The organism is Pseudomonas sp. 43NM1, assembly GCF_002836905.1.
In the GTDB taxonomy this organism is placed as follows: domain Bacteria; phylum Pseudomonadota; class Gammaproteobacteria; order Pseudomonadales; family Pseudomonadaceae; genus Aquipseudomonas; species Aquipseudomonas prosekii.
In genome coordinates this window covers 44,283-61,870 of sequence record NZ_MKGS01000091.1, presented here as the reverse complement: position 1 = coordinate 61,870, position 17,588 = coordinate 44,283, and the positions used below count along the sequence as shown (strand labels likewise).

The following is a 17,588-nucleotide window of genomic DNA, read 5'->3' as shown; positions in this document are numbered from 1 at the left end:
TAAGATCCCGATGACTAGTTTGCATGCCGACGAGGCTTTCCTCGGCCATTTCCAGTTGAGCCATGACCCTTTTGCGCCACGGGTGCCTGGCTTCAAATTCTTCCCGGCCCAGCGCAAACCAGTGCTGGGTCAACTGCATCATCTGGCGCGTTACAGCCAGTTGCTGCTCGTTGTCACTGGCCCGCAAGGCAGCGGCAAGACGCTATTGCGCCAGGCTCTGGTGGCCAGCACCAACAAGCAATCGGTGCAAAGCGTGGTGGTTTCCGCCCGTGGCGCCGGTGATGCGGCGGGCGTGTTGCGTCAGGTCGCGCAAGCGCTGAACGTGGCTCAGCCAGAGATCGGCGCGATCCTCGTTCAAGTGGTGCAATTGGCACTCACCGGGCAGGAAGTCTATTTGCTGGTGGACGACGCCGAGCAACTCGACGAATCCTCGCTCGAAGCCTTGATGGCGCTGGCCGCTGGCGCACCTGAAGGTCGCCCGCACGTGTTCCTGTTCGGCGAGTCGTCGCTGATCGCTCAACTGGAGGCTTTGAACCTCGAGGAAGAGCGCTTTCACGTCATCGAACTGCAGCCGTACACCGAAGAAGAAACCCGCGAATACCTCGATCAGCGTCTCGAAGGCGCCGGCCGCGGTATCGAACTTTTTACCGCAGATCAGATCTCTGATATTCACGAAAGCTCCGACGGCTGGCCTGGCAACATCAACCAGGTTGCCCGCGATGCGATGATCGAAGCAATGATTGCCAGCCGCACAGCGGTGAAGCGTCCAAGTATGGGGTTCAACATGCCGAAGAAACACGTATTGGCGATTTCCGCCGTAGTCGTGGTCGCGGTAGCCGCCGCCTGGTTGATGCCGGGCCGCAGCAAGACACCGACCACCGGCGCTCCGGTCAACGAGCAGGCGCAACTGCCGTTGGGCACGCCGCAACCGAATGCTGCTGGCGGCGCACCTGCCGTCGAGTTCGCCGGTAACACCCAACCGATGCCGCTGCCGCTGGTCGGCCAGCAGCAGCCGGTGATGCGCAGCCCGCTGGCCGAAGCGGCTGGTGGTATCACTGAAGGCGACGACGGCGTGCCGGTCGAAGGCTCCAGCGCGACGCCGCCAACCGTGACCACCTCGGCGCCACCGGCCGGCATTCAGCCAGGTCCGGCACCGACCCCGGCTCCAGCGGCCAAACCGGCTCCAGCTCCGGCACCGACCCAGATCGCAACCGCCAAGCCTGCCCCGGCGCCAGCGGCAAAACCGGCGCCAGCGCCGGCCAAGCCTGCCGTTGCTGCCAAACCTGCCGAGAAGCCGGTCACCGTGGCCAAGGCCGCTGGTGCGGGCTGGTACGGCGGTCAGCCGACGAGCAATTACGTAGTGCAGATCCTCGGCACCAGCTCTGAAACCGCTGCGCAAAGCTTCGTCAAGGAGCAGGGCGGCGAGTACCGTTATTTCAAGAAAGTGCTGAACGGCAAACCGCTTTACGTCATCACCTACGGCAGCTTCGCCAACCGCGATGCAGCCCTGACCGCCATCAAGGCCTTGCCAGCGAAGGTTCAGGCTGGTAAACCTTGGCCTCGCACTGTCGCCAGCGTCCAACAGGAACTGGCAACAACTCGCTGAAGATTCGGCGGCCTTACCCAGGCCGCCTCTCCAAGCACCTCAAAATTTCTGCCACGCATGCGACTTTCGGGCCGCGTGCGTTGTGGTGTCTGCGTCACAGTAGTCTTTGAGTCGTTGCGGTCAAAATTAAAAAAGTTTTGACTAGCACAGCAGATCGCTTTAAACCTTTCACAAATGCGACATAGATTTGCGACAGTTCGTCGTCAAATTTGTGAGCGTCTGTGTCGCTGTGTACAATGACCACCCTTTTGCCCCCGCTAAGCCGACGAACGTTCGGCGCGGATTGCAAGTGGTTGAATTGAAAAGAAATTTGCTTCGAAAAGAAGCAGCCTGGTGAGAAAGTGTCTATGAAAGCAGGTCTGTACCAACCAGATGAATTCAAGGATAACTGCGGTTTCGGCCTGATAGCCCACATGCAGGGCGAGCCCAGTCATACCCTTTTGCAAACGGCCATCGAGGCCCTGACCTGCATGACCCACCGCGGTGGGATCAACGCCGACGGCAAGACCGGTGACGGTTGCGGCTTGCTGATTCAAAAGCCGGATGTGTTCCTGCGAGCCATTGCCCAGGAAACCTTCGGCGTCGAACTGCCCAAGCAATACGCCGTGGGCATGGTCTTCTTCAATCAGGACCCGATGAAAGCCGAGGCCGCTCGCGAGAACATGAACCGCGAGATCCTCGCTGCCGGCCTGACCCTCGTCGGCTGGCGCAAAGTGCCAATCGACACCAGCGTCCTCGGCCGCCTCGCCCTTGAGCGCCTGCCGCAGATCGAGCAGGTGTACATCGGCGGTGAAGGCCTGAGCGATCAGGACATGGCGATCAAACTGTTCAGCTCGCGTCGTCGCTCGTCCGTGGCCAACGCCGCCGACACCGACCACTACATCTGCAGCTTTTCGCACAAAACCATCATCTATAAAGGCCTGATGATGCCGGCGGACCTGTCCGCCTTCTATCCAGACCTCAGCGACGAGCGCCTGCAAACCTCGATTTGCGTGTTCCACCAGCGCTTCTCCACCAACACCTTGCCGAAATGGCCGCTGGCGCAGCCGTTCCGCTTCCTCGCGCACAACGGCGAAATCAACACGATCACCGGTAACCGCAACTGGGCCGTGGCCCGTCGCACCAAGTTCACTAACGATCTGATGGACCTGGAAGAACTCGGCCCGCTGGTCAACCGCGTCGGTTCCGACTCGTCGAGCATGGACAACATGCTCGAACTGATGGTCACCGGTGGCATCGACCTGTTCCGTGGCGTGCGCATGATCATTCCGCCAGCGTGGCAGAACGTCGAAACCATGGACCCGGATCTGCGTGCGTTCTACGAGTACAACTCGATGCACATGGAGCCGTGGGACGGCCCGGCCGGCGTGGTCATGACCGATGGTCGCTACGCCGTGTGCCTGCTCGACCGTAACGGTCTGCGGCCGGCGCGTTGGGTGACCACCACCAATGGTTTCATCACTTTGGCCTCGGAAATCGGTGTCTGGAACTATCAGCCTGAAGACGTGATCGCCAAGGGCCGTGTCGGTCCGGGGCAGATCTTTGCCGTGGACACCGAAACCGGGCAGATCCTCGACACCGACGCCATCGACAACCGCTTGAAGTCGCGTCACCCGTACAAGCAATGGCTGCGCAAGAACGCCCTGCGCATCCAGGCGACCATGGAAGATAACGACCACGGCTCGGCGTTCTACGACGTTGACCAACTCAAGCAGTACATGAAGATGTATCAGGTCACGTTCGAAGAGCGTGATCAGGTGCTGCGTCCGCTCGGCGAGCAAGGCTACGAAGCCGTCGGCTCGATGGGCGACGACACGCCGATGGCCGTGCTCTCGCAGCGCGTGCGCACGCCGTACGACTACTTCCGCCAACAGTTCGCGCAGGTCACCAACCCGCCGATCGACCCGCTGCGTGAAGCGATCGTCATGTCGCTGGAAATCTGCCTCGGCGCCGAGCGCAACATCTTCGAAGAATCGCCGGAACACGCCTCGCGCGTGATCCTCAGCTCGCCGGTGATCTCGCCGGCCAAGTGGCGCTCGCTGATGAACCTGGAGCGTCCGGGTTTCGAGCGCGCGATCATCGACCTCAACTACGACGAAAGCGTCGGTCTCGAAGCGGCCATCCGCAACGTGGCCGATCAGGCTGAAGAAGCCGTGCGTTCCGGTCGTACCCAGGTTGTATTGAGTGACCGGCATATTGCCCCGGGCAAGTTGCCGATCCACGCTTCGCTGGCTACCGGCGCGGTGCACCACCGTCTGACCGAAAAAGGCCTGCGTTGCGACTCCAACATTCTCGTGGAAACCGCCACCGCACGTGACCCGCACCACTTTGCGGTGCTCATCGGTTTCGGCGCCTCGGCGGTTTATCCGTTCCTGGCCTACGAAGTGCTGGGCGACCTGATCCGTACCGGTGAAGTGCTGGGCGACCTCTATGAGGTGTTCAAGAACTACCGCAAAGGCATCACCAAAGGTCTGTTGAAGATCCTCTCGAAGATGGGCATTTCGACCATCACTTCGTACCGCGGTGCGCAGTTGTTCGAAGCCATTGGCCTGTCCGAAGAAGTCTGCGAACTGAGCTTCCGTGGTGTGCCGAGCCGCATCAAGGGTGCGCGTTTCGTCGACATCGAAGCCGAACAGAAAGCCCTCGCCGCCGAAGCCTGGAGCCCGCGCAAGCCGATCCAGCAGGGCGGTTTGCTGAAGTTTGTGCACGGTGGCGAATATCACGCCTACAACCCGGACGTCGTCAGCATGCTGCAAGCCGCTGTGCAGCAGGGCGACTACAGCAAATTCAAGGAATACACGGCGCTGGTGGATAACCGCCCAGTGTCGATGATCCGCGACTTGTTCAAAGTGAAGACGCTGGACACGGCGCTGGACATCAGTGAGATCGAACCGCTGGAATCGGTGCTCAAGCGCTTCGACTCCGCCGGCATCTCGTTGGGCGCCTTGTCGCCCGAGGCTCACGAAGCCCTCGCCGAAGCGATGAACCGCCTCGGTGCGCGTTCCAACTCCGGCGAAGGTGGTGAAGACCCGGCGCGTTACGGCACGATCAAGAGCTCGAAAATCAAACAAGTCGCGACCGGCCGTTTCGGGGTTACCCCGGAATACCTGGTCAACGCCGAAGTGCTGCAGATCAAAGTCGCTCAGGGCGCCAAGCCCGGCGAAGGTGGTCAGTTGCCGGGTGGCAAGGTCAACGGGCTGATCGCCAAGCTGCGTTATGCAGTGCCGGGCGTGACCCTGATTTCGCCGCCGCCGCACCACGACATCTACTCGATTGAAGACTTGTCGCAGCTGATTTTCGACTTGAAACAAGTCAACCCGAAAGCGCTGGTCTCGGTGAAGCTGGTTGCGGAAGCAGGCGTCGGCACCATCGCTGCCGGTGTGGCCAAGGCCTACGCGGACTTGATCACGATTTCCGGCTACGACGGCGGCACCGGCGCATCGCCGCTGACCTCGATCAAATACGCCGGCGCCCCGTGGGAACTCGGCCTCGCCGAAACCCACCAGACCCTGCGCGGCAACGACCTGCGCGGCAAGGTCCGGGTACAAACCGACGGCGGCCTGAAAACCGGCCTCGACGTGATCAAGGCAGCCATTCTCGGCGCTGAAAGCTTCGGCTTCGGCACCGCGCCAATGATCGCTTTGGGCTGCAAATACCTGCGCATCTGCCACCTGAACAACTGCGCCACCGGCGTCGCGACGCAGAACGAGAAGCTGCGCAAGGATCACTACATCGGCACCGTCGACATGGTGGTGAATTTCTTCACTTACGTCGCCGAAGAAACCCGTGAGTGGCTGGCCAAACTGGGCGTGCGTTCCCTCGAGGAGCTGATCGGTCGTACCGATCTGCTGGACATCCTCGAAGGCCAGACTGCCAAGCAGCAGCACCTCGATCTGACGCCATTGTTGGGCAGCGATCACATCCCGGCCGACAAACCGCAGTTCTGCCAGGTTGAGCGCAACCCGCCGTTCGACAAAGGTCTGCTCGCCGAGAAGATGATCGACATGGCCACCTCGGCGATCAACGACAAAAGCGGCGCCGAGTTCGAACTGGATATCTGCAACTGCGACCGTTCGATCGGCGCGCGGATCTCCGGCGAAATCGCGCGTAAGCACGGCAACCAAGGCATGGCGAGCGCGCCGATCACCTTCCGCTTCAAAGGGACGGCCGGTCAGAGCTTCGGTGTGTGGAACGCCGGCGGCTTGAACATGTACCTGGAAGGCGACGCCAACGATTACGTCGGCAAAGGCATGACCGGCGGCAAACTGGTCATCGTTCCGCCGAAGGGCAGCGTCTACAAGACCCAGGACAGCGCGATCATCGGCAACACCTGCCTGTACGGCGCCACTGGCGGCAAGTTGTTTGCTGCCGGCACCGCGGGCGAGCGTTTTGCCGTGCGTAACTCCGGGGCTCACACCGTGGTGGAAGGCACTGGCGATCACTGCTGCGAATACATGACCGGTGGTTTTGTCTGCGTTCTGGGCAAGACCGGTTACAACTTCGGCTCAGGCATGACCGGCGGTTTCGCTTACGTGCTCGATCAGGACAACAGCTTCGTTGACCGGGTCAATCACGAACTGGTGGAAATCCAGCGGATCAGCGGCGAAGCGATGGAAGCCTATCGCAGCCACCTGCAACGCGTGCTGGACGAATACGTCGCGGAAACCGACAGCGAATGGGGTCGTAACCTCGCTGAAAACCTCGATGACTATCTGCGCCGTTTCTGGCTGGTCAAGCCCAAGGCTGCCAACCTGAAATCGTTGCTTTCCAGCACCCGTGCCAACCCGCAGTGATATGCGCCTGAAGAGTTTGATGAGGTTTTAACAATGGCTGAACGTCTGAATAACGACTTCCAGTTCATCGACGTCGGGCGCAAAGATCCGAAGAAGAAACTGTTGCGTCAACGCAAGAAAGAGTTCGTGGAAATCTACGAACCGTTCAAACCCCAGCATTCGGCCGATCAGGCCCACCGCTGCCTGGGGTGCGGTAACCCGTATTGCGAATGGAAGTGCCCGGTGCACAACTTCATTCCGAACTGGCTGAAGCTGGTGGCCGAGGGCAACATCCTTCAGGCCGCCGAGCTCTCGCACCAGACCAACACCTTGCCGGAAGTGTGTGGCCGGGTGTGTCCGCAGGATCGTCTGTGCGAGGGTGCCTGCACCCTCAACGACGGCTTCGGCGCAGTGACCATCGGCTCGGTCGAGAAGTACATCACCGACACTGCGTTCGCCATGGGCTGGCGCCCGGACATGTCCAAGGTCAAACCGACCGGCAAACGTGTCGCGATCATCGGCGCAGGCCCGGCCGGTCTGGGCTGTGCCGACGTGCTTGTACGCGGCGGCGTCACCCCGGTGGTGTTCGACAAGAACCCGGAAATCGGTGGTTTGCTGACCTTCGGCATCCCCGAGTTCAAACTGGAAAAGACTGTGCTGAGCAATCGCCGCGAAGTCTTTACCGGCATGGGCATCGAGTTCCGCTTGAACACCGAAGTAGGCAAGGACGTGACCATCGAGCAACTGCTCGAAGAATACGATGCGGTGTTCATGGGCATGGGCACCTACACCTACATGAAGGGCGGTTTTGCCGGTGAAGACCTGCCGGGCGTGCACGATGCGCTCGACTTCCTGATCGCCAACGTCAACCGCAACCTCGGTTTTGAAAAGTCGCCGGAAGATTTCGTCGACATGAAAGGCAAGCGAGTGGTGGTGTTGGGCGGCGGCGACACGGCGATGGACTGCAACCGCACGTCGATTCGCCAGGGCGCCAAATCGGTGACCTGCGCTTATCGTCGCGACGAAGCAAACATGCCGGGCTCGCGCAAAGAAGTGAAAAACGCCAAGGAAGAAGGGGTGAGATTCCTCTACAACCGCCAGCCGATCGCCATCGTCGGTGAAGACCGCGTCGAAGGCGTGAAAGTCGTCGAGACCCGTCTCGGCGAACCGGACGCCCGTGGCCGCCGCAGCCCCGAGCCGATCCCGGGCTCCGAAGAGATCATCCCGGCCGACGCCGTGGTCATCGCTTTCGGTTTCCGTCCGAGCCCGGCGTCGTGGTTCGAACAGTTCGAAATCCAGACCGACAGCCAGGGCCGCGTCGTCGCCCCGGAACAAGGTCAATACAAGCACCAGACCAGCAACCCGAAAATTTTCGCCGGTGGCGACATGGTTCGCGGGTCTGATCTGGTGGTCACGGCGATCTTCGAAGGGCGTAATGCGGCTGAAGGGATCCTGGATTACCTGGAGGTCTGATCGTTTTCCAAAACTGGAATGCGATTAATTGTGGGAGCGAGCTTGCTCGCGATAGCGGTAGTTCAGTCGACAGAGATGTTGAATGAAAGGCCGCCATCGCGAGCAAGCTCGCTCCCACAGTTGTTTCTCAGTGTTGCGAGTACCCGGTTTTCACTGCGATAAATTGACCCGATAGACAAAAGGCCGACCTGCAACCGTGCCTTTTGCGTCGCGCTCTGAGAAAATGCCCGCACTTTTTTTCCGGATGCCGACATGACTGCCCTGAAGAACGACCGTTTCCTTCGCGCCCTGCTCAAGCAACCCGTAGACGTCACGCCGGTATGGATGATGCGTCAGGCCGGTCGCTACTTGCCGGAATACCGCGCCAGCCGCGCCAAGGCCGGTGACTTCATGAGCCTGTGCATGAACCCGGAGTTCGCCTGCGAAGTCACGATGCAGCCGCTCGACCGCTATCCGCAACTGGACGCGGCGATCCTCTTCTCCGACATCCTGACCATCCCGGACGCCATGGGCCAAGGCCTGTACTTCGAAACCGGTGAAGGCCCGCGCTTCAAGAAAGTCGTCAGCACGCTGGCCGACATCGAAGCGCTGCCGATCCCGGATCCGCACAAAGACCTCGGCTACGTGATGGACGCAGTCAGCACCATCCGCCGCGAACTGAACGGCCGCGTACCGCTGATCGGCTTCTCCGGCAGCCCGTGGACGCTGGCGACCTACATGGTTGAAGGCGGCTCGTCGAAAGACTTCCGCAAGACCAAAGCCATGCTCTACGACAACCCGCAAGCCATGCACCTGTTGCTGGATAAACTCGCGCAGTCAGTCACCAGCTACCTCAACGGCCAGATCATGGCCGGCGCGCAAGCTGTGCAAATCTTCGACACGTGGGGCGGTAATCTTTCGGCGGCGGCGTACCAGGAATTCTCCCTGGCCTACATGCGCAAAATCGTCAGCGGCCTGATCCGCGAACACGACGGCCGCAAAGTGCCGGTCATCCTGTTCACCAAGGGCGGCGGCCTGTGGCTGGAAAGCATCGCCGACGCCGGCGCTGACGCGTTGGGCCTGGACTGGACCTGCGACATCGGCAACGCCCGCGAGCGCGTCGGCAACAAAGTCGCGCTGCAAGGCAACATGGACCCGACCGTGCTCTACGCCAAACCGGAAGCCATCCGCACAGAAGTCGGGCGCATTCTGGCCAGCTACGGCAAGGGCAGCGGCCACGTGTTCAACCTCGGTCACGGGATCACCCCGGAAGTTAACCCGGAACATGCCGGCGCATTCCTGCGCGCGGTGCATGAACTGTCGGCGCAGTATCACGAGTGATCGTGAAGGGTTAACAAACACCCGGTTTTAATGTGGGAGCGAGCCTGCTCGCGATGGCGGCGGATCATTCAACAGAGATGTTGAATGTGAAGCCGTCATTGCCAGCAAGCTCGCTCCCACAGTTGTTTTTGGTTGGCCGAACTCAGGCCTTTACAGCGTCGAGCGGCGGCAACTTGGCCAATTTCAACGCCACCAGCAACGCAATCACCAGCAGGCCGCCAATAAACAAGCCGATCCCGTTCCAGCCACCCATGTGCCAGAACACCCCGCCCGCCGTGCCGGCAATGCTCGAACCCGCGTAATAGCTGAACAGATACAGCGACGAAGCCTGACCCTTGGCCTTGATGGCGCGGCGTCCGATCCAGCTGCTGGCCACCGAATGCGCGCCGAAGAAGCCGAACGTGAAGATCAGCATGCCGATGATCACCAGCGGCAGCGGCGTGAACAGGGTCAGCGCCAACCCCGCGAGCATCAGCACAATCGTCGCCCACAGCACTTTGCGGCGGCCCAGTTTGTCGGCCAGCGAACCGATTTTCGCCGAGCTGTAAATCCCCGACAGGTACACCACCGACAGCAACCCGACAAACGCCTGATCCATGTTGTAAGGCGCCGCCAGCAGGCGATAGCCGATGTAGTTGAACAACGTGACAAACGCGCCCATCAACACAAACGCCTCGAGGAACAGCAGCGGCAGGCCAGCGTCGCGAAAGTGCATGGTGAAGCCGTCGAGCAGGCTGCGCGGGTGCAGCGAGCGCGCGCGGAAGTTGCGTGATTCGGGGAGGATCTTCCAGAACACCGTGGCCGCGATCAGCGCCAGAGCGCCGATCACCAGCATCGCCGTGTGCCAACTGACGAAATCGATCAACACGCCGGTAATCAGCCGTCCGCTCATCCCGCCGATCGCATTGCCGCCGATGTACAAACCCATCGCCAGGCCGATGTGTTGCGGGTGAATTTCTTCGCTCAGGTACGTCATGGCTACCGCCGCCAAGCCGCTCAGCGACAAACCGATCAACGCGCGCATGATCAACACGCCTTCCCAGCTCGGCATCATCGCGCTGGCCATGGTGCACAGGGCGGCGGCGAACAATGCCGTCACCATTACCCGTTTGCGCCCGACGCGATCGGAAATCGGCCCGGTGATCAGCAAACCAATCGCCAGCATGCCGGTGGCCACCGAGAGGATCAGGCTGCTCTGCGCCGCGTTGATCGAATATTCGTGGGACAGCAGCGGCATCATCGGCTGCACGCAATAGAGCAGCGCAAACGTCGCGAAGCCGCCGGAGAACAGCGCCAGCACCGTGCGCATGAACATCGGCGTGCCTTTCTCGATGTAAATCTCTTGCAGCTCGGCGACCGCTTCATCCAGCGCGGAGGGCGGAACTTCATGGGCAAGTGGAGCAACAGCAGTTTTCACTTCGGACCTCGGGGGACGCAGCCGGTCAGGCAATGAAAAAATCATATAGCTGGCTAATGATTCAATCCAATATATTGTTCGACCTGTTTGATAGGTTTAACGACCTAATGGAGTTTTCATGGAATTGCGCCACTTGCGCTACTTCATCGCCGTCGCCGAAGAACTGCACTTCGGCCGCGCCGCACAGGTGCTTGGCATCTCCCAACCACCGCTGAGCCAGCAGATTCAAGCGCTGGAAGCGGAGGTCGGCGCACGTTTATTCGAGCGAACCAATCGTCGCGTCGAACTCAGTGAAGCCGGTCGATTGTTTCTCGAAGAAGCGCGATTGGTGCTGGCGCAGGTCGATAAAGCCGCGGACGTCGCCCGCCGCGCGCAACTGGGTGAACTGGGTGAACTGAAAATCGGCTTCACCTCGTCGGCGCCGTTCAACTCCACCATTCCTCAAGCGATTTTCTCGTTCCGTCAGCGTTTTCCGGCCGTGCATTTGAACCTTCGGGAGATGAGCAGTACGCAAGTGGCGGACGCCTTGGTCGATGAATCGATCGAAGTCGGGATCATGCGACCGCTCGGCTTGCCGGATTCGCTGAGCGTTGTCGAACTGATGCGCGAGCCATTGGTGGCGGTGCTCAGCTCCAAGCATCCGCTGGTCAAGGACAGTGAAGATGGACTGTTCCTGGCGGCGTTGGCCCTCGAACCTTTCGTCTTTTTCCCACGCAGTTATGGCAGCGGTCTGTACGCCCAGTTACTCAGCCTGGCGCGCGATGCGGGGTTCAGTCCGCACTTCGCGCAAGAGGCGGGCGAGGCCATGACAATCATCGGCTTAGTCGCGGCGGGCCTGGGCGTTTCCGTGCTACCGGCGTCGTATCAGCGCATGCGGATCGACGGCGTGGTCTACCGACCGCTGCTCGATCCAGAAGCCGTGTCAGCAGTGTGGCTGGTGCAACGCAAGGATCAGAAATCGCCGATGGCGAAGGCATTTGTGGAGTTGCTGACGAGGAAGGTTGAACCGTTAACAGTGTGATGGCCGATCCATGCCTCAAAAAAATTCGGGTTGAGCTGGTGTAGCTCAAAGGCTACACTCGGATTCATGACGGAGATCCTTCGCAGTTCAACATTCTCTGGCTGGCTGTTCAAGCTGGCCGACAGTCGCGCCAGGATGCGTATCCAGGCGCGAATTGACCGCATGGCCGATGGCAATTTTGGTGATGTCAAAGCCATCGGGGAAGGATTAAGTGAGGCGCGTATTGATCATGGACCCGGTTATAGGATCTATTTCATGCAACAAGGCCGTCAATTGGTCATCCTCCTTTGTGGCGGTGACAAAAGCAGCCAAACTCGCGACATCAAACAAGCCAGGCTCATCGCGAAGTCCTGGCAGGAGCAAAATCCATGACCGAACAATTCACTCGTTGGGACTCTGCCGAGTACCTCAAGACCGAAGAGGACATGGCTAACTATCTGGACGCTTGTATGGAGGAGGCCGGGGATGATCCTGCTTTCATCGCCAAGGCTCTCGGGACTATCGCTCGCGCTCGTGGCATGACTCAGGTGGCGCGTGACGCGGGGCTTTCCCGGGAAAGTCTCTACCGCGCCTTATCAGGCGAAGGGAATCCAGAATTCGGCACCATTCTAAAAGTGGTCAAGGCGTTGGGACTGAAGTTGCACGCCAGCACTTGAGTTGGACGAAGGGCGAATCGTTGCCTATGTTCCCGAAAGGGGCTTGTGAGACTCTGAGGATCCTGGGTAACCAGCTGTCGCAGAGCCAGACAGGTAAATGGCGATGACAAGCCACCTGTTTGTGAGAGGGCGCCGAAAGGCGCCCTTTGTCGTTGTGGCGAAAAAAGCCGCTGCGGTTTGTGTGAAAACGCTGACTTTGTTCTGTAGGAGCGAGGCTTGCCCGCGAAGAGATTTCAGAGAATGTCGGATTTTTGGGACTGCTGCGCAGCCCAGCGCGAGCAAGCTCGCTCGCCACAGGATCGGGTTCGGGTCGTCAGAGTTTCTGGCGCTGATGAAAGTGAGGGCGATGATGGTTCAAGTAGGCTGCTTGCCTCAGCCTGATCCAGCGCGTGCAGATGTTGCACGTTGCACTGAAGTGATACCGACGGGTTGTTAGCGTAGCCCCTCTCAGGTAGCCAGATTCGCCTGCAAACGTCGCCCGATGACATCCAGCAAATCGCAGCCATCGCGCAGAGACGTCACCAATAACCGCGCCAGCTCACTGTGAACGCCATCGGTGAAGGCGAGGTTTTCCAGGAACTGGGTGGCCGTGCGTATGCGATAGGCCGCCGTTTCGTACAACACGTCCAGTGGTGCTTCTGTATCTATTACCAGCGAAGCGATGGTGCAGTCGATACCGGTGATAGGCATGTATCTATCCATGACGAAAACTCTCCATTTTGGGAAAAATCGCGGCAGCTCAACATTGAGGTGCAAGTGATGCTTTTTGCGGGAGTTGAGACAGTTTCGCTGAACCGTACTCTCGACCGGGTTGTGACCAACTGATGAAGCGTCGTCGCAAATTACGAGGGGAGCGATCCCGCTCGCAGGCAGATCTGCGAGGGATAGAGGGAATGTTGTTCATATTCGAATACCCTTGAGGATTTGAGAACCGCTTACTCCACACTTCAATAAAGTTGTTAGCTGCATGGAAGCCAAGTGGTGTGTATTTATTATCAGAAAAATCATTTTTATTAATCAAAAAATTGAACATCTGTGTAATTAAATGATTCGTCCCGCTTCGGGATACTTGCTGTAGGAAATTGCTGTAAGACCAATTTGTGGGAAATGTCTTAAAATCATATGGTAAATGTCGACGGGCTCGTATTGAAATAACCTGCGTTGAAATATAATTTAATGAATCCTGTATTTATACACTTTATGTTTTGTATGGCTTCTGTAAGGGTAGTGGTCTGAATGTCACTGGTACGCCGCTTAGCAAGGCTGGGTAGGTGCTCCGCTGTTTAGCGTGTTGATGAGTAGTTGGTCCTGGATGTATAAGAAAGCCAAAGCACAGAATTTAAAAAACAACCTTAAATATTTGATAAAAAGTCGAGGGGAGACGCAAATATCGCTATGCAGTTCGAGTGGGCTCACAAGGAGTACGATTTACAATATTCTGGAGGGTCGTGTTGTTAATGTTCAACAATCTACGATTCGCAAGATTTCTGATTTTTTTGGCGTGTCTTACACCGAAATAGAAACCGTTGACTTCGAAGAGAAGGAGTCCGTGGAGTGCGAGATATCTTTCGTTGGGAATGTCAACCCTTCGGCGGTTCCTGTGATCAAGGAGCGCTTGTTAATCCAGATTAAAGACAAGGGAATTGGCGAATTGGTGACGACTCACCCTCTTACGTATTACTTCGGTACGGCCTGCAATGTAATCGGCGTTCTTCTTGAAAACGGAATTCCAGGTCTGAATGACCCTGGTGACTTGCTAATCGTACAAAAAGGTTTGACGTGCAGCAGCAGGGATAAGCTGATATACGACAAAAAAACAAAGCGGCTGTTTGTAGGTACACAGACTTGTTTTGATCCTGACGAGTTCTTCGTCATTGGGGATATTTTGGAGGAAAGATACAATGGATGATGGCGCTGAGAACAGTAGGTATAAACTTCTCGGATTCGAGAGTAAGAAGAATCTTGCCGTCATCATGGTGATCTCTACCGGGAAAGTTGTCAGATTAAAACTGGGTGAGCTGCTAAAAAGCGAAATCTTTGACAACTTGAGTAGAATGGAGATTAAAAGCATTTACAAAAAGTTTTATTCGGGCGGCGCTGCGCTTACTGCTTATGAAATGGCTGACAGGAATGAACGATCCTGGATGGCCTACGTGGTTCTGAATTTGCTCCTTTTCGCTCTTTATATCTTTGCAAATATAGCCGCGACAAAGCTTGTTTATGTGGAGCGGTTTGACGTAATAGTGACGCCCGGCCTATTTCTGTATCCGCTAACATTTTTAATTGTTGATCTTTTGAATGAGTCTTTTGGATTTAAACTTGCGCGAAGAGCCATAGTTTTCGCGTTCGCGAGCAATGCATTCATCATTATTTTGTTAAGTGGTACAAGTTACCTACCTGGGGTGCCAGAATGGAAGTTAGATGCGCCTTACACCGAAGTTATGAATCATGTTTCATCGGTACTCATCGCCTCATCCATTTCTTTTCTGTTGTCTGAATATTTGAATTCATATTTGCTGTGCAGGATAAAAGAGCTTACGAATTCCAGGTTCTTGTTTTTACGGGTTTTCCTGAGTACTTTTTTCGCCGTAATCATTGATACCTTTATTTTCTGCTTTATTGCATTTTCCGGTTCAATGTCGAATGACGCGATACTCGACATTATCTATGTCCAAATCACCGTCAAGATGTGTTTTGCTGTGTTCAATATCCTGCCCGCATACGGCGCAAGATCATTGTTCAAAAAATACGTAATCGGGAATATAGACCTAAAAAGTACAACCGCCGCGTAACGGCGTCGCATTGCTGAAAACGCTGTTGTGGCGAGGTAGCTTGCTACCGCTTGAGTGCGCAGCGCTCACAAAATCTTCGCACTTACGAAGATTTTGGGGCTGCTGCGCAACCCAGCGCGAGCAAGCTCGCTCGCCACAGGGGGGCGGTGTCATCACTTGCTGCGGTTGGACAGGTTATTCGTCCTTGAATCCCGGAAGCCCCTGACCAGAACGCCATGCTTTGACAATCTGCGTAACGCCTTCAGCGGAGTTATCTGAGCCTGGCTCAGGATAAAAAATTAGATCGCTGCCATTCGGATGGCCGGTCAGCTTTCTGAATTTCGCGAGTATTTCTCCCAGTTCTTCGTCGCTCCCCTTTTCATTGATCACGCGTATCTTCTGAACGAAATGAATGAACTCTTTTTCGGTGTACTCGCCGATGGTTTGCATTTTGTACCTACTTTGATCTGTGTTGATCGATATGGTTTTTGGGGGTGTTCACGCGTAGGTTGTCTATGTCGTAGACCGCGCCGCCATCGGCAATTCTCACGACGTGGTGTATCTCAAAGGCTCCTCGATTCCCCACCGCTTCCCTATCCCGAGCCGCAGGCGCGTTGCCTGACTTCAAACGGCGCTGAGCATCCTCATTGAACTGACTGAAAAGTTCAGGGTTGTCTCCGACGGCTAACCAGAATGCGGTTCTGAATTTTTTGAAGTTTTTGAACTCACGCCCCCTGAGTAAATTCGCTATCGATGTTGGAACTGGCACCCCATCCCCAACATTAGCCCCGGCAAGCCAAACCCCGGAAACATCCTGGCCGAAGCCCGTGACCACGCCGGGTTCGTAGCGGGTGCTGAGCATAATGTAGACAGGCTCAAGCGCCGTTCCCGGAAACCAGATAATCGCATCTTGATAGTCGGGTGGATGCTCCGGGTTCACCAGTATTTTGTTGGCTTGCTCAGTGGGCGGATACACCCAAATAGTTGGCAATGGTGCGGCACCTTCCAGTGCTGGAATGCCTAGCGTGCCGGCGGGATTCGTCGCGGGCGTCCATGTCAGGCCAATACCATTGCCGATGTCTGCGACAAACGTTTCTCCTTCTTTTATTGCTTTGATGATCGGGACGAATTCCCACTCTTTTTTTCCGCCGGTGTAAAAACCATGAGCGTTGATCGTGCCATCAGGCAGGGTTTTCGCGTTGACGCGGACACGCGTTCGGCCCGCTTCCAACTCGGCATATTGCTCGGTTTTGTAAAAAGCGCTGTCGGGCGAAAGATTTGTGTTCGGCATCAGTAGCGCCACGGTTCCGACTGCGGCGCTTGTTGCCACGACAGTCGAGCCTTCGACCAAACGAAGGGACAGAGAACCGCCGAGGCGTTGGGCGATGGCAGCGCTGGTTGCCGAACCGGCTATCCATTTAAGTGGTAGACCTTGCGCCGTAATTGCTGCGCCGGTGCCCAGTACGGCCCAGGACCCATAGTTCGCGAGTTTTTCAACCGGGATAAAACCGGCAGGGTCGTTGTGGTTGATAACACCGTCGGGAAGGTTGCAGCTTTTGGCGAACACGCAGCCATTTGTGGATGTTTGCTGATGTTTTTTTGACTGTCCGACGTAGCGGTCTTCATACGCCTGCTGCCGAGCAAGCATGCTCTCGTAGGATTTTTGTCTGGCGTTACGCTCAGCCAGTTCAGTCGGGGTCATATCGCGCAGGTAGCGAATGCCTATTCCGCTGCTGCCGCCGCCAGTTCCTTGTTTCCAGACCTGAGGAATATCCTTGTTACGCGCCATGGATGCCTTTCCACGTGTAGCTGAGAAGTCTCGAAATTACTCCCGAGGTTCACGGGTTGGCGTTAGGACGTTTCCCAAATGCGGCGCTGAAATTTCCTTTTTCACGGAGTTGCCTGGGGAGTAGTTGCTGGGCGTTTTCCGGGTGAAAAAAAGACGCCTCGTAGGGCGCCCTTTTCGTTGTGGCGAGGTAACTTGCTACCGCTTGAGTGCGCAGCGCTCACAAAATCTCCGCACTTACGAAGATTTTAGGGCTGCTGCGCAACCCAGCGCGAGCAAACTCGCTCGCCACGGGGTTTTGGGATTACTTCGGGTTACTTGAGCTGAACCAAGTCACCTTTCAGCGCAACACCCGCCATGATGGCTCCGGCGTGGCATTCGTAGTTCTTGGCGTCTTTGCGTTCGTTGCTTTTGTAGAAGCTGACGATGTTGGTCACTGCGTTTGCGCCAGCGCTTTTTGCTGCCTGGTGCAGGCTGATGATTGCCGATTGGGCAACCCATTCGCAGGCCACTTCGTCAGTTTTGTTGAAAGCGTTGGTTTTTTTGTTGGTCACCGAACCGGCGCTGAGGACGGTGGCTTTGCCGGCGGGCGTGTTGCCGGCGAGGTAGAACTTCACGCTGCCGTCGATTTTTCCGGTGCGGGTGGCTTCGGCGACGGCTTTGTCGAAAGGCAGGTACACGGCGGTGTCACGGGCCTGGCTGACGGCGGGCAGGGCGCAGATCAGCAGAGTGGCGGCGGCAGCGATTTTCTTGAAGTGCATGAAGG

Annotated in this window: 14 protein-coding genes; 9 read left to right on the top strand and 5 right to left on the bottom strand. The window is 57.2% G+C overall.

The features are described from left to right. Positions 1 to 10: 10 nt before the first annotated feature. The 4 genes from BI292_RS09450 (at position 11) to hemE (ending at position 9,171) form a co-directional block, all read left to right on the top strand. Positions 11 to 1,606: an AAA family ATPase gene (locus BI292_RS09450; protein WP_101207717.1), complete on the top strand. Its 1,596-nt coding sequence runs from the start codon at positions 11 to 13 to the stop codon at positions 1,604 to 1,606. A gap of 347 nt (positions 1,607 to 1,953) precedes the next feature. Beyond that, positions 1,954 to 6,399, top strand: a complete 4,446-nt coding sequence (gene gltB / locus BI292_RS09440; RefSeq protein WP_101207716.1) for a glutamate synthase large subunit — start codon at positions 1,954 to 1,956, stop codon at positions 6,397 to 6,399. Positions 6,400 to 6,432: 33 nt separating this feature from the next. Then, a complete protein-coding gene (locus tag BI292_RS09435; RefSeq protein ID WP_092274459.1) occupies positions 6,433 to 7,851 on the top strand; it encodes an FAD-dependent oxidoreductase in 1,419 nt (472 codons plus the stop codon). Between the two features lie 252 nt (positions 7,852 to 8,103). Continuing rightward, on the top strand, positions 8,104 to 9,171 hold the full coding sequence (hemE, locus tag BI292_RS09430; RefSeq protein ID WP_101207715.1) for a uroporphyrinogen decarboxylase: 1,068 nt from the start codon (positions 8,104 to 8,106) through the stop codon (positions 9,169 to 9,171). A 142-nt stretch (positions 9,172 to 9,313) separates the two neighbouring features. On the opposite strand, the gene BI292_RS09425 is transcribed toward hemE, so the two are convergent. After that, positions 9,314 to 10,588, bottom strand: a complete 1,275-nt coding sequence (locus tag BI292_RS09425; protein WP_101207714.1) for an MFS transporter — start codon at positions 10,586 to 10,588, stop codon at positions 9,314 to 9,316. 118 nt (positions 10,589 to 10,706) lie between these two features. Here BI292_RS09425 and BI292_RS09420 point away from each other — a divergent pair, with 118 nt between their 5' ends. From BI292_RS09420 to BI292_RS09410, 3 genes are all read left to right on the top strand, one after another. Next, entirely contained in the window at positions 10,707 to 11,609 is a 903-nt protein-coding gene (locus BI292_RS09420) for a LysR family transcriptional regulator (protein WP_101207713.1), read from the top strand. A 66-nt stretch (positions 11,610 to 11,675) separates the two neighbouring features. Continuing rightward, positions 11,676 to 11,981 (top strand): type II toxin-antitoxin system RelE/ParE family toxin, encoded by a 306-nt coding sequence (locus BI292_RS09415; protein ID WP_101207712.1) that lies wholly within the window; start codon positions 11,676 to 11,678, stop codon positions 11,979 to 11,981. Beyond that, positions 11,978 to 12,265 carry an addiction module antidote protein gene (locus BI292_RS09410; protein ID WP_007943750.1) on the top strand — a complete coding sequence of 96 codons (288 nt, stop codon included), beginning with the start codon at positions 11,978 to 11,980 and terminating at the stop codon, positions 12,263 to 12,265. The genes BI292_RS09415 and BI292_RS09410 overlap by 4 nt, the downstream gene beginning before the upstream one ends. A gap of 447 nt (positions 12,266 to 12,712) precedes the next feature. Here BI292_RS09410 and BI292_RS09405 read toward each other — a convergent pair whose 3' ends face one another. Further along, complete coding sequence (locus tag BI292_RS09405) at positions 12,713 to 12,967, bottom strand: hypothetical protein (protein WP_092274443.1); 255 nt, start codon at positions 12,965 to 12,967, stop codon at positions 12,713 to 12,715. Between the two features lie 610 nt (positions 12,968 to 13,577). Here BI292_RS09405 and BI292_RS09400 point away from each other — a divergent pair. Then, positions 13,578 to 14,174 carry a helix-turn-helix transcriptional regulator gene (locus tag BI292_RS09400; protein ID WP_101207711.1) on the top strand — a complete coding sequence of 199 codons (597 nt, stop codon included), beginning with the start codon at positions 13,578 to 13,580 and terminating at the stop codon, positions 14,172 to 14,174. Next, on the top strand, positions 14,167 to 15,057 hold the full coding sequence (locus BI292_RS09395; protein ID WP_101207710.1) for a queuosine precursor transporter: 891 nt from the start codon (positions 14,167 to 14,169) through the stop codon (positions 15,055 to 15,057). The genes BI292_RS09400 and BI292_RS09395 overlap by 8 nt, the downstream gene beginning before the upstream one ends. A gap of 174 nt (positions 15,058 to 15,231) precedes the next feature. On the opposite strand, the gene BI292_RS09390 is transcribed toward BI292_RS09395, so the two are convergent. From BI292_RS09390 to BI292_RS09380, 3 genes are all read right to left on the bottom strand, one after another. Further along, positions 15,232 to 15,486 carry a bacteriocin immunity protein gene (locus tag BI292_RS09390; RefSeq protein WP_101207709.1) on the bottom strand — a complete coding sequence of 85 codons (255 nt, stop codon included), beginning with the start codon at positions 15,484 to 15,486 and terminating at the stop codon, positions 15,232 to 15,234. Positions 15,487 to 15,493: 7 nt separating this feature from the next. Continuing rightward, entirely contained in the window at positions 15,494 to 16,825 is a 1,332-nt protein-coding gene (locus BI292_RS09385; RefSeq protein WP_101207708.1) for an S-type pyocin domain-containing protein, read from the bottom strand. Between the two features lie 311 nt (positions 16,826 to 17,136). Beyond that, entirely contained in the window at positions 17,137 to 17,583 is a 447-nt protein-coding gene (locus tag BI292_RS09380; RefSeq protein ID WP_092274435.1) for an excinuclease, read from the bottom strand. Positions 17,584 to 17,588: the final 5 nt, after the last annotated feature.